Source organism: Algoriphagus jejuensis (assembly GCF_039523455.1).
Lineage (GTDB): Bacteria > Bacteroidota > Bacteroidia > Cytophagales > Cyclobacteriaceae > Algoriphagus > Algoriphagus jejuensis.
In genome coordinates, this window is the sequence record NZ_BAAAFI010000043.1 from 91,172 (window position 1) to 106,837 (window position 15,666).

Sequence of the window (15,666 nt, forward strand, 5' to 3'; positions counted from 1 at the left end):
GTTAAGAGCTTTTGAATGATTTAAAAACCAAGGTTGATTCCGAAGACATAGTTTTTTAACATCGGAAAGCTTTCTCCGCCACCTCTTTCGGGATCGTATTCATCGAGCTTGGAGTTCTTAGTCCAGGTGAAGAGATTGGTGCCGGCGAAATATATTCGCATGTTGCTGACAATCGATTTATCCTTCACTGGTAGCGTATAGCCAAGGGATAAATTTCTCACCCTGAGGTACGATCCGTCTACATAGCCAATGGTGCTCCAATAGAGCGTAGATGAACCGGATACCCCTGCATTTGGTCTTGGATATTCATTCGTTGGGTTTTCAGGAGTCCAATAGTCAATGGCTTTTGAACTATTGCTAAGGTTTGACTGCCTGTCATATCTGCTTAGGAAATTTGGATTGATAGTTTGTCCCCATCTCGCAAATAGATACACACTGAAGTCAAATGCTTTGTAGGTCACTTTGTTGTTCAAACCTCCAAACCAATCGGGTCTATTGTTGCCAGCCAATACGATCCTGTCATTCACCGCATCGATCTTATTGTCTCCATTTTGATCCCTTACCTTGATATCGCCCGGCGCCTGTCCAAAGATTTTTGCTTCATCCGCCTCGGCGGTCTGCCAGATTCCCAATTTTTCATAGTCATAGAAAACCGAAATAGGCTGTCCTACAAACCAACCGTTGCCGATATCATCCACTCCGTCAGTGACCAGAGAGACAATCTCTTCTCTGTTTCTGGTGAAAGTCAATGTGCTTTCCCATAGCAAATTTCCTTTTTCGATGTTGACGGTGTTTATCCCCAATTCAATCCCGCGATTTTGCGTTTTGCCGATGTTTTGGTAGACCTGCTGCACGCCTGTGGTAGGTGGCAATCCTCTAGGAAGGAGCAAGTCGGATGTCTGTGTGTTGTAGATGTCAAGGGTGGCATTGATTCGGTTTTTCCATAATCCCAGGTCAATTCCAAAGTTGGTGGTGGCTGATAGCTCCCATCCTGCATCTGGATTTCCGAGAAGGGGGGAGAATGTAAAGCCCTGGAAACTTGACTCTCCAAATGCCATAGGGATTCTGGTCAAAGTGCTTTGCGTACCATAAGGCTGGATCCCGGAGTTTCCTGCCACACCGTAGCTTGCACGGAGTTTCAATTCACTTATGCCTTCAATGTTTTGCATGAAACCTTCATCTACCATTCGCCATGCCACTGCTGCCGATGGGAAAAATGCCCATTTGTTTCCTTCTGACAATCTCGAAGCTCCATCAGCCCGGTCCGTCAAAGTGATAAGATACTTGCCTTTGAAGCTGTAGTTTAATCTCGCGGCAAAGGACAAAACATTCCATTTTGAATAGCCGCTGTTGATTGAAATATTGTCAGGGGCATTTCCCAGTCCGTAGAACAACTGTCCGGGAAGCAATTGATTTTCGCCTTGCGCCAACACATCATCCCCCTCGCTTTGTACATAGCTACTCAAGGCGGTGATGGTAAAGGAGTGGTCTTTGACCTCTTTTTGATAGTTGAAAACATTGTCCCAATTAAAAAAGCGGCTGTTGGAGGCGGTGTATTGTGCTCTGCTTGTTCCCCCGTTTCTGCTGATGGAATTGGAGGCTTCGAATAGACCAACCCGCGAGTTGCCGATATTTGTCCCAAAGTTGGTGCGGAAACTAAAGCCCTCGAATGGTTTGAGATCCAAATAGACATTGGCGATGACATTGGTGATCTTACCCGTGTTGGAGAAAATGTCCGGCTGCTCATCAGCTAATGGGCTGATGGAAGAGCCTCCAAGAGGATATACGATAAACTCGCCTTCGTCATCATATACGGTCCCAAGGGGAATGATTTTGTTCGCCATGTTCAGCGGGTCTCTGCGATAGCTTTCGTCCCTGTTGGCCACCTGTGACTGTAAACCAGCCTTGATCCAGCTATTGAAGGTATGGTCCACATTGGCTCTGATCGTATAGCGTTTTACCTCGTCGAATTTCAAGATGCCTTTTTCGCCAAAGTAATCGATTGAGGTGTAAACCTTTGTTTTATCACTTCCGGCGTTTACGCCTACGTTATAGTTTTGCTGAGTGCCGTTTTTGAACAGTAGGTCTTGGTAATCAATCCATTCTCCGTTTGCTATGGCGTCCAATTCTTGAGTGTTGAAGATGAGTGGATCATCTGCCTCGGACTTCCATTTTCCCGTGGTTCGGTTTGCTTCTCTCTTGATGGCAACATATTCGTCCCCGTTCATTACTGCTGGATATCGGGAAACTTCCGAGACACCGAAGTAAGAATTGAATGAAACTTTGGGTTTGCCTGCCGCTCCTTTCTTGGTGGAAATAATGACGATGCCATTGGCTCCTTGCCAGCCATATATTGCGGTAGAAGAGGCATCTTTTAGGAATTCCATCGATTCAATGTCATTTGGGTTGATATTGTCGATGTTGCCTGTCTGCACTCCGTCCACTATAAACAAGGGGTTATTGCTTGCACCGATTGATCGGTTTCCTCTAATCCGGATATTGATTCCCGACGAAGAAGATCCGCTTCCTCTGGTGATATCTACACCCGCGACCTTTCCTTGGATGGATTCCAGTGGGTTTTGGGCCGGCACCTGTCTGATGTCTTCATTTTTTAGAGAGGTAACGGCACCCGTCAGGTCTCTTTTCTTCACAGTACCATACCCAATGACGACCACTTCTTCCATGTTGGTGATATCAGGACTGAGCGTGATGTCGACAGTTTTTTGATTGCCTACTTCAGCTTCTTGTGTGATATATCCAATCGAGCTGAATACCAGGGTGGAACCCGTCGCCACTGAAATGGAATATCTTCCATCTGCATTGGTTACTGTACCGGTATTGGTTCCTTTTACCAATATCGTCGCCCCTGGAAGAGGACCGTCGAAATCAGTCGCGTTTACGATCCCCGTTACCTGGGTCGTTTGGGCCGAAATCTTGAAGGATACAAGTGCTAAACAAACTGAAAAGAGCCACAGGAGCCGATTCAGTTTGCCACGTTTCCGTGTAGGTCCCGTTTTAGTAGGATTTTTCTTCATGTTAAATGGGTTTTTGTTAAAGGATAGGGAATCGACAGACAAGCGGTTCCTTTGATAAGTTTCATAAAACAGAAAGTATGTGAAACTAAAACGAAGAAAACAGAAGTTATTTCCGGGATAAATGTAGGTATTAGGAAAAATAATCAAAGAAATATTTCGAAAAAATTTACGAATATTTTCCTTTTGTTTTTCGTTTACTTTCTTTTTGATACATTTGGCCATAGTCTAGCTTGGGGCGAGCGTACCAAATCTTCGGGTGAATGGGTGAAATGTCCTATATAGCGTCAAATAAAAGTCAGGTAAGTAGTATGAAATGGATCAGGATTATTGGTTTGGGAATAATGGGGATAGTCGCAGTGGGTACTTTGCTCAGCTGTGAGGGATCTGAAATAGAGACTTCCAAGCCCAGGGTACTCATCAGTTCTGATATCGGCGGCACAGACCCTGATGATTTCCAATCCATGATCCACCTACTGATGTATGCGGATCAGGTAGAGTTGGAAGGCCTGATATCTTCTCCTTTCGGAGAGGGTAGCAAAAAAGACATCCTGGACATAATCGGGCTCTATGAGCAAGATTACCCTCAACTCCTTGCCCATGCCCCGCAGCTTCCCAGCCCCAATTCCCTGCAGGCTATCACCAAGCAAGGCGAAAAAGAAGCGGCCCCCTTCAAAGGCTATGCTTCTGCGACGGAAGGCTCAGAGTGGATAATCCAATGTGCCAAGAAGAAAAGCGATCAGCCTCTTTGGGTGCTCGTCTGGGGTGGGATCGAGGATGTCGCGCAGGCGCTCCACGATGCTCCTGAGATCAAGGAAAAGATCAGGGTGTATTGGATAGGCGGGCCAAATAAGAAGTGGAGCATCAATGCCTATTCCTATATCGCCGAGCATCATCCGGATCTCTGGATGATCGAGGCCAATGCCACTTATAGGGGCTGGTTTATGGACGAAGATTCTCCCTTGGATGTAAAAGGCGACGCTTTTCACGATAACTACATCCAGGGCCGCGGCGCTATGGGCAAGGACTTTATCAACTACTATAAAGGTGAGATCAAGATGGGAGATACGCCATCGCTGGCCTACCTGCTAAACGGTAATCCTGATGATCCCACTGGCGAAAGCTGGGGAGGAAGTTTTGAAAGGATCGATCGCAGTTCGCGAAATGTATTTGTCGACGGGAGTACTTTGGAGGATACCGTGGCGGCCTACGGCACGATAGAGTGGAGGTTTACCGGCCCGGAATTAAGTGTTTCGGAAGATTCGGTGCTGTTTGAACTCGAAGTCCAAAATCAGATCTGGCCTGGATTCTACTTGGGAGATGGGATCTATGGAGTGAAGTATTCTTCGAAAAAGCCAGAAAAGGGAAGCTATAAGACCAGCAGTGCGATCGCTGAATTGGACGGATTGACTGGGAGCTATGTAAGCATTGATCCTTGGCCAGGGACGCCTTCACCGGATGATTATCCTTTGAGGCCCAATTGGTATAGCGACCGGAAGGATCCGGCACTATTCATTAAAGATCAACAGGGAGCAAAAACTATCTCAAAACATAGGAAGGAGTTTTTGCTCGATTGGGCAGAAAGATGGAAATGGCTCGAGAAGTAACTGAGCTTCCGGTTTTGAGTCGACGTTTATCACGCTTTGTTCACGAATGCCGAAAAATGGAGACACCTGAAAAGTAGAATTTGCTTCCTCAAAAAGCAGAAATTATCAATAGACCCAACACATGAAAAACATCATATTAATAGCAGGGCTGGCCTTTTTTGCCTTTACGTCGACATTTTCTCAGCAGCTGGCATTTCCTACCGCTGAGGGTTATGGCAAGTTTTCCAAAGGCGGTCGTGGGGGGGCAGTGTATGAAGTCACCAACCTGAACGATAGCGGAGAGGGGAGTTTGAGGGCGGCGGTTGATGCCTCCGAACCCAGAACGGTTGTCTTTCGAGTGTCTGGCACCATAGAGCTGGAAAGCGCCCTGCGGATCAAAAACCCCTACATCACTATTGCCGGACAAACGGCGCCGGGAGATGGGATTTGTATCAAAAAGAAACCGTTGGTCATCGAGGCGGATCATGTCATCATCCGCTACCTGAGAGTGAGACTGGGCAATGAATCCGGCGATGACGCTGATGCGGTTTCCAGCAGATATACCAAGCACATCATCTTGGACCATATCTCCGCGAGTTGGAGTGTGGACGAAACCATGTCGATCTACCATTGCGACAGCATCACCGTGCAGTGGAGCATAATCTCCGAAAGCATGCATGATTCAAACCATGTCAAAGGAGCCCATGGCTTTGGGGGTATTTGGGGTTCCAATTTTGGGACCTATCACCACAATCTCCTGGCCCATCACGGCAGCCGAAACCCGCGGATGGCCTCTGGCTCTGGATATACCGACTACAGAAATAACGTCCTTTACAATTGGGGGTATAACAGCACCTATGGCGGGGAAAACAAACAGGGTGACGATCCTCGTTTCACCTTTTCTACCATCAACTTGGTAGGCAATTATTACAAGCCAGGACCTGCCACCCAGGCAGGCGAAAATTCCCACAGAATGGCCAATCCATCGATGCGGAAGGACGTCAGTGATTTTGGCAAGTGGTACGTGGCAGACAATGTGATGATCGGGAATGAGCGTGTGACGGCTGATAATTGGGATGGGGGAGTACAGCCCCAGGGTGGTAAAGAAAATCTGAAATATGTCAAGTTGGAAAAGCCTTGGGAATCAATGCCCATCAATCAGCAGTCGGCAGAAAAGGCATTTGAATTGGTGCTAGCCAATGCCGGTGCTACGCTACCCAAGCGGGATGCAGTCGATACCCGAATCGTCAATGAAACCAAAGGCGGGTTTACCACCTTCGAGGGCGGGACTTATAGAAAGCGGATCACCTTGACCGATACCTCCAAAAAATCGGGAATTATCGACTCCCAAAACGATGTGGGCGGATGGCCTGAACTGAAGAGCGTACCGCCTCCAAAAGACGGCGACCATGATGGGATTCCAGATGCATGGGAAAATGCAAATGGTTTGAACCCCTCAGACCCTTCTGACCGAAACCTCGTCAAAGAGGGATATACCATGTTGGAAACGTATCTCAATTCGATCAAGTAGCTAGAAAGTATTGCATAAATAACTCGGATACTTCGGATCGGAAAACCTGATTAGAAAGTGACCATGACCCAAGAAAGACTGATGAAGAAATGTATAGGCATCTTTAGCTGCATACTGCTGGCTTATTCCATCCCAGTAGATGCCCAAGACAAAGCGATGGTGAATACTTCCAAAAGTCCCTATGCCCAGCAGGTTTCAGTTGATATGGATGCGGTGCACTGGACGGGGGGATTTTGGGGGAGATGGGCAGAAGTCAGCCGGGATACCATGGCCATGAACATGCTTCATGTCTATGAAAATGACACCTTGAGCCATGCCTTTCTCAACTTTGAAATAGCCGCCGGTCTCAAGGAGGGACGGTATCGCGGGGCGCCTTTTCACGACGGGGATTTTTACAAAACTCTCGAAGCGCTCGTGTCGGTATATGCCACCACGGGAGATTCGAGATATTATGAGGAACTGGAGCGGATCATTCCTGTGATCGCGGCGGCACAGCGGAGCGACGGCTACATCCATACCTCGACTTTGATCAAGCAGCGAACCAATCCCGCGGAGGCTGTTGAGTTTCAGGACAGGATGAATTTCGAGACCTATAATATGGGCCACTTGATGACCGCCGCGAGTTTGCATTATAGGATCACTGGCCAGACAAATTTCCTGGACATTGCCATCAAAGCGACGGATTTTCTCCTTGCTTATCATGAAGATGCGACGGCCGAACAAGCCCAAAATGCCATCTGTCCCTCACACTACATGGGAGTGATCGAAATGTATCGCACCACCAGAAATGAGGCTTATCTCGAGCTGGCGGAGAAGATGATAGACATTCGGGGAATGATCTCCGATGGGACAGATCATAACCAAGACCGTATACCGTTTCGCCAGCAGCGCGAGGCAGTGGGACATGCGGTTCGCGCCAATTATCTCTATGCGGGGGTGGCAGACCTCTATGCGGAGACTGGTGAGGATTCGCTCATGATGGCATTGGAGAGCATCTGGGAGGATGTCGTGACCAAGAAACTCTACATCACCGGAGCCACCGGCGCACTGTACGACGGGGTGTCTCCAAATGGAACCACCTACAACCAGCCCATCATCCAGCAGGTGCATCAAGCCTATGGTCAAGCTTACGAGTTGCCCAACATAGCCGCTTACAATGAAACCTGTGCCAACATCGGCAATGTACTCTGGAATCACCGGATGCTGCTGATCACCGGCGACAGCCGCTTTGCAGACATCCTCGAACTGAGCCTGCTCAACAGTGTCCTGTCAGGCACCGACCTTGGCGGCACGAATTTCAACTACACCAATCCCTTGCGAATTGATGAGGATTTGCCTTTTGAGTTTCGCTGGTCCAAGGAGCGGGAACCCTATATTGCCAAGTCCAACTGCTGTCCTCCCAATGTAGTGAGGACCGTCGCAGAATCCCAGAATTATGCCTATGCGCTATCCAAAAAAGGCTTGGTTGTAAATATGTATGGAAGCAATTCTCTGAAGACAAAGCTGTTGGATGGTTCCGAAGTGGAGCTTAATCAGGAGACGGATTACCCTTGGGATGGTGCGATTAAGCTGAAAGTTGAAAAAGCTTCGGCAAGTCCATTTGCCATCGATCTGCGGATCCCGGCTTGGGCAGAACATGCTGAGATCAAGGTAAATGGAGAAAAGATGTCCGAAAAAATCACTTCCGGAAGCTATGCAAGCCTAAACCGAAACTGGAAAGAAGGAGATGTGATCGAATTGTCCCTTCCAATGCCGGTTCGCTTGATGGAAGCGAATCCGCTGATAGAAGAGACCCGAAATCAGGTGGCAGTGATGAGAGGGCCAATCGTCTATTGCATCGAGTCACCGGACGTGGTAGGAGCGAGGATAGTTGACGTCGAGCTTCCTTCTGATATCCAATTGCAACCCGTGAAAGAGCAACTCGCTGACGCTGATATCACTTTCCTGCGAGGCAAAGCTTTGCTCCAGCCTGATAGAAACTGGAAAGATGAGCTGTATCGGCCCATTGATTCCAAGACTGAGCTCAAAGAATTTGAGATTCGGTTGGTACCCTATTTTGCCTGGGGAAATCGAGGCAAATCCGAGATGTCAGTTTGGATCCCTTTGAAAAAGTAAAGGAATCAGAGGAAATCCCACCAATACTGTTCGTGGAAATACGATGGCAAAACGCGGAAATACTATGTTGAAGATGTGTCTAAATTCTATCTTCTAAATCTTTGAAAACCAGTTAATAATATATTGATGAATAGATCGGGAATCAATTGGACAGTGAATTTGCCTCTTAAAAGTGAGTTGGTGAAGTTTGTTCCGGTATGGCTTTTCATGATTTGTTTTGGGCCTCATTTGATGATGGCTCAAGAAAAACCAAGGTTGTTTGTTCTCACAGATATAGGTGGTGATCCGGACGACCAAATGTCGATGGTCCGGTTGATGACCTATTCCAATCAGCTGGACATAGAGGGGCTTGTCGCGACAGAGGTGAAAGACGCCGTCAATCCCGAGCGTATCCATCAGATCGTAGAAGCCTACGGTGAAGTACGTGACAACTTGGAACTTCATGAGCCCGGATTTCCCGATGCTAAATATTTGAAATCCAGAATCTTTCAGGGAATTCCTGTTGGAGGAATGGACGGAGTAGGGGAAGGAAAGGATTCTCCTGGATCTGAGGAGCTGATCAAGGTGGTGGATCGAGAGGATTCAAGACCTGTTTGGGTGACAGTTTGGGGAGGACCGAGCGTCTTGGCTCAAACACTGTACAAGGTTCGTTCTACCCGCTCAGAAGAGAATGTAGCTAAATTTGTTGCAAAACTCCGGGTTTATGCCATCTCTGATCAGGACAACAGCGGGCCGTGGATTCGCAAAGAGTTTCCAGGCTTATTTTACATAGTTACCCCAGGAAGTAACGGAGGTGGTGCATATCACCATGCCACATGGATAGCCATTGGAGGAGACAAGTTTCATGGACGCTTTGTTGGGGCAGATTTCCGACTCGTAACCAATGAATGGCTTGAAAAAAATATCCGCCGCAAAGGTCCCCTGGGAAAAGTATACCCCCATTGGGAATACATGATGGAAGGCGATACCCCCTCTTTCCTATACCTTATCAATAATGGCTTGAACAGTCCAGATCATCCCAACTGGGGTGGCTGGGGAGGACGCTATGAGCTCTATACTCCCAAAACCGAGAAGTGGTTTTTTGAGCCTGAGACAAGACCGATCTGGACCAACGTTCAAGACGAAGTATTGGGAAAAGACGGAGAGTGGCACACGACAAACCATGCGACTATTTGGCGCTGGCGCGAGGCTTATCAAAATGATTTCGCCGCCAGGATGGATTGGACAATCAAATCCTATGAACAGGCCAATCACCCACCTGTGGTAAAGCTAGATCATCCGGCATATATCAAGGCCAAGCCAGGCCAACGGGTGGATCTAAGTGCTGTTGGTACTTCAGATCCTGATGGGGATTTGCTTTCCTACGAGTGGTTCTGCTACGAAGAACCGGGAACTCGCGGAATGTCAAGTTCCGACTCCGGGGTAAAACACGATATCATTGGCTTCGATCAGCAGAAAGCATGGCTGAATGTCAAGACAAGCCGTGTCATGCCTCCCGGCACAGGAACGATGCACATCATACTCGCCGTCACTGACAACGGTGTCCCACGACTTACGAGATATCAGCGAGTGATAATAGAGGTGGAGAGGTAAATCTTACATGGAAAGGAAATATCGCAAAGTCTGCGTGGATCCCATTGAAAAAGCAAAGACCAGCTATCTGATGAAAATTGAATGGGGAAAAAATGAAATCGAACCTATAATGAATAAATATCTACTTTTGATCCTGGTGCTTTTTTGCTATGCCAGCTCATACGCCCAAGCCCCTTGGGATCATGGGAAACTGGCTGTTTCACCCAACGGCCATTTTATACAGCATCACGATGAAACTCCCTTTCTCTGGATCGGGGATACAGGTTGGGGTATGTTCCAACAATTGACCCGAGAGGAAGTTGATCTCTATCTGGATAGCCGTCAGGCACTGGGTTTTACAGTGATTCAAGCAGTTGCTCATTGGTCCCCTCACGGTGGTGGACTAAAAAGGAGTCCGGACAATGCCGCAAATGCCTATGGTCACCGACCTTTTACAGGAGAAGAAAATGCTCCGAACACGTCAGAACCTTTGGTAGTCGCCGGGGGAAGTCCTACCTCCCCCAATGATTATTGGGACCATGCTGACTATGTGGTCGAAGCAGTCAGAAAACGAAATATGTATCTGGCGCTGCTACCTTGCTGGGCTGCCCAATTGGTTTCAGGCACTGGAGAATACAATGAAGAGGAAGCCAAGGATTACGGGCAATTTATAGGCAAGCGATATGCTGCGGAGCCCCACATCATCTGGGTATTGGGTGGAGATACCAAGGCCCAATTTGCGGCATTTGACAAAAATCAGAAGTACAGTGAATTTGATTTTCGCGCAATCTATCGGTCCATGGCTGAGGGCATTGTAAGCGGTGTCACCGGGGAAAGCCCCAAGTGGGATGAGAAACATTCGGCATGGGATCAAGTATTTCTTTCCTACCATCCCAATGGTGATGCTCCGTATGGCTCCTCCCAGTGGTTTCATGAAGATGTCTGGCAAGATGCCAATGGTGTGGAAGTGTGGAAGGAAGTAGATGATGTCTATCGGACAATGTTGGATGATTACCAATTGAAAAACCCGGTCAAGCCGAGTTTATTTCTCGAAGGCTCCTATGAATATGGCACCTATCGCCATGAATGCGGCTGGGTGACGCCTGTTCGTGTGCGAAGACAGTTCTACCAAACCTTCTTTGCCGGAGGGGCTGGCCATACCTATGGAGCCGCACCGATTTGGAGCATGAGAGGGAATGAGGGAGACTACAATTGTGGATATACATGGCAGCAGGCTTTGGATTTTTCCGGGGCAGCACAAGTATCAGTGGTGGGCAAGCAGTTTTTAGCTGATCACAGATGGTATGAATGGATACCCAATGGCAGTGTCATTTCTGGCGTAGGAGAAGGAGAAAGCTTAAAAACAGCAGTGACAACCTCGGATAATAAGATGGCCTTGGTTTACTTTTCCAACAACTCATCTACCCGCGTGACTAATATACTCGACCAAGATGCCCAAGCCTATTGGTTTTATCCCAGAGATGGTGAGCGAGTGGAGATAGGATCTTTTAAGGTAAATGAATCGAGGGAAATGGTGCCTCCAGAAAATTGGGAGGATGCCTTGTTGGTCCTTCTGGTCGCAAACTGATTAGCTCACCTGCTAGTGGTGACGAACATGGTTTTGATAGACAGTTTATGAAAAAAACAATTTTGAGTATCGCTTTGGCATTCATTGCCTTGTGTAGCTTCGGGCAGCAATTGGCCTTCCCAACTGCCGAAGGCTACGGCAAATACACCGTGGGTGGTCGTGGTGGCAAAGTATATGAAGTCATCAATCTGAACGACTCCGGTACCGGAAGCCTTCGGGAAGCAGTGGAGGCGGAAGGGCCTAGGACGGTTGTTTTCAGAGTGTCAGGCACCATCAAGTTGGAAAGCGATCTGAGGATCAAAAATCCCTACATCACCATAGCCGGGCAAACGGCTCCTGGAGACGGAATTACCCTCAGGGCTTATCCACTCATGATAGATGCCGATGAGGTGATCATCAGATACATCAGGGTGCGACTGGGGAGTGAATCGGGAGGGGAAACTGACGCGATCTCCAGCAGATATACCACCAATCTGATCTTGGATCATATATCTGCCAGCTGGAGTATCGACGAAACTATGTCTATCTACCATGGTAAAAATGTGACTGTGCAATGGTGTGTGGTTTCAGAAAGTCTCTATAACTCTAATCATGTCAAAGGCAACCATGGTTTTGGCGGGATCTGGGGTTCGAATTACAGTACCTATCACCATAATTTGATCGCAAGTCATTCCAACCGCAATCCGCGCTTTGCATCTGGAGGGGGAAATATCGATTATAGAAACAATGTGGTTTTCAATTGGGGCTATGAGTCCACCTATGGAGGTGAAGTGAATCAATTGGGCAATGCCAAATTCAATTTCACCAACATCAATATGGTGGCTAATTATTACAAGACCGGGCCGGCAACCGAACCGGGACAAATCAGCCAACGACTCGCCGCCCCTTGGTCCCGCAACAAAGCCGAAGATTACGGCAAGTGGTATGTAGCAGGCAATGTCCTGGAAGGGAACCAAAGAATTTCAGGGGACAACTGGCTCGGCATGCATCCGCAAGATGGCAGCGAATACCTCGAGGGTCTCAAATTGGATAAGCCTTGGCCTTCCATGGAGATCCATCAGCAGACTGCCGAAGAAGCCTTCACTGCGGTTCTAGCCAATGCCGGAGCAGTTTTTCCCAAGCGTGATGCCGTGGACCTAAGGATCATAGAGGAAGTCCGAAAGGGCATCGCCTCCTATGAAGGGGCCACCTACAAAAAGGACCACAAGGTTGCAGACCAATCGAAGAAGTCCGGGATCATAGATTCCCAGGAAGATGTGGGCGGATGGCCGGTTTTGCAAAGTAGCTCTGCCCCGGTAGATTCCGATCATGATGGCATGCCAGATGATTGGGAAAAGCGAAATGGACTCAATCCCAACAAATCCAGTGATCGAAATACATTGGCAAAAGACGGATATACAATGTTGGAGAAGTATCTTAATTCCCTCATGTGACCCATTCAATAGGATCAAACTATTTACAATTCATGAAAAATATATTTCTTTTTATCCTGGCTCTATTGGTTGTGCCGGCAGTCTTTGCGCAGCAAAAGAAAAAAAATGCTCCCCAAAAGCCCAGAATGGTGGTCTTGACAGACGTCTCTACCTGGGAAACTGATGACAGCGAGTCGTTGGTGAGGCTGTTGGTTCATGCTGATCTGTATGAGATCGAGGGCCTGATCTTCACCACGGGCTGGAGCATGGATACCCTCCACACGGATTTTATGGGTTTGATCCATGAGGCGATAGATGCCTATGAAAAGGACGTCCCAAATCTGATCAAGCGCTCCAATCAACAGGGTTTCCTGGCCGATGAGTCCCGGCAGAAGATTGGCTACTGGCCAAGTCCGGCATATCTGCGCAGCATCACGGTCTTTGGAAGCAGAAACATGGGCAACAAGTTTATCGGCGAAGGCAACAACTCGGCAGGATCTGACTTGATCATTCAGCTTGCCGACGAGAAGGATGATCGGCCGCTTTGGATCACCGTCTGGGGCGGCGGAAACACCCTGGCGCAGGCGATCTGGCAGGTGCAGGAGAGCAGGACTGAGGCGGAATTGAAGACTTTCCTGCACAAGATTCCTACCTATACGATCACAGATCAGGACCGAGGCCAAAAGACAGACTATGCCATCAGCTCACATCAATGGATGAGGAGGGAGTTTTCCGAGGATATGCTCTTCATCTGGGATGAGTCAGCCTGGAAATACCAAAACGGAACGGGAAAAAGCAAGTGGGAAGAATATGCCGCCCACATCCAAAATCACGGCAATCTCGGTACCGTGTATCCCAAGTATAAGTATGGGGTAGAGGGCGATACACCGGCGTTTTTGCACCTCATGCCCAATGGACTCAATGACCCCATGGTACCAAGCCAAGTGGGTTGGGGAGGCTATTTCGAAAAGGGGCTGACGGACGACAAGGAAACCAGTTCGTTTACCAACCATCAGTCGCCGGTCTATGACACTTCGCGAAAGTATTCGACATACTTCTATCCGGCGACCTTCAATAATTTTGCGGCGAGGATGGACTGGGCTCAGGACGGCGAAGGCAACCGGAATCCTATCGTCGTAGTGAACAAAAACGCAGGGATAGAGATACTGAAATTGCAGGCAAAGAGTGGCGAAACCATTCTTCTCGATGCTTCCAAATCTCATGATCCCGAGGGCGATGCGTTGAGCTTCAACTGGTGGATTGTCCCTGAAGCAGGTACGTATCAGGGAGAAGTTTCCATCCCGGAGAGCGATGCAAATTCGATAAAACTTGAGTTGCCAAGCGATTTCTCAGGAAAGACACTGCATGTGATCTGTGAAGTCACAGACAATGGCGCTCCTACCTTGACTACTTACAAAAGGATTATCTTGGAGGGAAAATGAGCCTAAGTCTCAAAAGAAAAAACATGAAAACACGTGTTCTTTTCACCTTGTTTTTTGCACTTGCAGCCACTGCCACCTACGCCCAGCAAGCCGACTATCTCATCATGAGCTGGAAGAATGTGGCGACCAAGATGCCTGAAGCCTGGTATGGTTCGGCTGAAGCGAAAGCCGTTGCCGAGAATGTATTGCTTACTCAAAAAGAAATAGGGGGCTGGGAGAAAAACAAGGACTATCACAAACCCCTGTCTGAGGCTGAAAAGGCCGAATTCAAGGCCAATAGAGCAAAGATCGGAGCGACATTTGACAACGGCGCGACGATCACCGAGATGAGATTTTTGGCGAAAGTTTACTCGCAGGTCCAAGATCCCCGCTACAAAGAGGCTTTTGAAAAGGGCCTGAACTACATCTTCATCTCCCAATATCCCAATGGCGGGTGGCCACAGTTTTTTCCCATTCGGGGTGGGAAAGGGGACTATTCCATGCACATCACCTACAACGACGACGCGATGGTGAACACGATGAAGTTTCTCAAGGAGATCTACTCTCAAAATAAGGCTTTCGAAGCAATGAACCTGAATTCGGACTTAACAGCAAAAGCTCAAAAGTCCTTCGATGCGGGGATCGACTGCATCCTCAAGACGCAGATCGTGGTGGATGGATCGCCTACCGTCTGGTGTGCGCAGCATGATGAGAAGACGCTCGCCCCGGCAAATGCCCGGGCATACGAACTGGCTTCTTTTAGCGGTTCGGAGTCCGTGGGTATCGTGCTGTTGCTGATGGATTTGGACAATCCATCCCAGGAAGTCATCGCTTCCATAGATGGGGCGGTGCGGTGGTTTGAAGCCCATAGGATTGAGGGAATCAGTCTGGAGACCGAAACCGACGCGCAAGGAAAAAAGAACCGGGTAGTCATTGCGGATGCGAAAGCCCCCGCATTGTGGGCACGCTTTTACGACATGGAAACCCAAAAGCCTTACTTCTGCGACCGGGATGGTATTAAGAAAAGCACCCTCGCGGAGATCGGCTACGAGCGAAGAAATGGCTACAGTTGGTACACCAACGCACCGGAAAAGCTTTTGAAAGAATATCCGGCTTGGAAAGAGAAGGTTGAAAACTAGTTCAGACCCGACCGTTCACCACTATGACAACAAGTGAAATACAAACTGAAGAAAAAATTAAAATACTAAAAGGGCTTGAAATTGCATATGAGAAGCTTTTAGAATTCAAGAAGATGAAGAACTCTGAATTGGTTGTTTTACGCGACAACAAAATAGTAAAAATCAAACCCGAGTAAGACTTGGTGCCTGGGGATAGTTCATTAAACTGTGTCTAGGGTTTAAACTTTGTATCAACCCATTCCCTTAGTTGGCCTAGGCCAACTAAGGGAA

The 15,666-nt window shown here is 48.1% G+C and carries 9 protein-coding genes; 8 read left to right on the forward strand and 1 reads right to left on the reverse strand.

Annotation, left to right across the window (positions count from 1 at the left end):
- Positions 1-20: 20 nt before the first annotated feature.
- Positions 21-3,035, reverse strand: coding sequence for a SusC/RagA family TonB-linked outer membrane protein (locus tag ABD031_RS17265; RefSeq protein ID WP_343853749.1), 3,015 nt, complete (start codon positions 3,033-3,035; stop codon positions 21-23).
- Positions 3,036-3,343: 308 nt separating this feature from the next.
- Here ABD031_RS17265 and ABD031_RS17270 point away from each other — a divergent pair, with 308 nt between their 5' ends.
- The 8 genes from ABD031_RS17270 (at position 3,344) to pelA (ending at position 15,396) form a co-directional block, all read left to right on the forward strand.
- Positions 3,344-4,639, forward strand: coding sequence for a nucleoside hydrolase-like domain-containing protein (locus ABD031_RS17270; RefSeq protein WP_343853751.1), 1,296 nt, complete (start codon positions 3,344-3,346; stop codon positions 4,637-4,639).
- 121 nt (positions 4,640-4,760) lie between these two features.
- A complete protein-coding gene (locus ABD031_RS17275; RefSeq protein WP_343853752.1) occupies positions 4,761-6,149 on the forward strand; it encodes a pectate lyase family protein in 1,389 nt (462 codons plus the stop codon).
- A 63-nt stretch (positions 6,150-6,212) separates the two neighbouring features.
- Positions 6,213-8,264, forward strand: coding sequence for an aceric acid hydrolase (locus ABD031_RS17280; protein ID WP_343853763.1), 2,052 nt, complete (start codon positions 6,213-6,215; stop codon positions 8,262-8,264).
- Between the two features lie 126 nt (positions 8,265-8,390).
- Entirely contained in the window at positions 8,391-9,857 is a 1,467-nt protein-coding gene (locus ABD031_RS17285; protein ID WP_343853753.1) for a nucleoside hydrolase-like domain-containing protein, read from the forward strand.
- Between the two features lie 7 nt (positions 9,858-9,864).
- Entirely contained in the window at positions 9,865-11,424 is a 1,560-nt protein-coding gene (locus tag ABD031_RS17290) for a glycoside hydrolase family 140 protein (RefSeq protein WP_343853755.1), read from the forward strand.
- Between the two features lie 47 nt (positions 11,425-11,471).
- Positions 11,472-12,857: a pectate lyase family protein gene (locus ABD031_RS17295; protein WP_343853756.1), complete on the forward strand. Its 1,386-nt coding sequence runs from the start codon at positions 11,472-11,474 to the stop codon at positions 12,855-12,857.
- Between the two features lie 32 nt (positions 12,858-12,889).
- Positions 12,890-14,278 carry a nucleoside hydrolase-like domain-containing protein gene (locus ABD031_RS17300; protein WP_343853757.1) on the forward strand — a complete coding sequence of 463 codons (1,389 nt, stop codon included), beginning with the start codon at positions 12,890-12,892 and terminating at the stop codon, positions 14,276-14,278.
- 23 nt (positions 14,279-14,301) lie between these two features.
- On the forward strand, positions 14,302-15,396 hold the full coding sequence (gene pelA, locus ABD031_RS17305; protein ID WP_343853760.1) for a pectate lyase: 1,095 nt from the start codon (positions 14,302-14,304) through the stop codon (positions 15,394-15,396).
- The last annotated feature ends 270 nt before the right edge of the window (positions 15,397-15,666 follow it).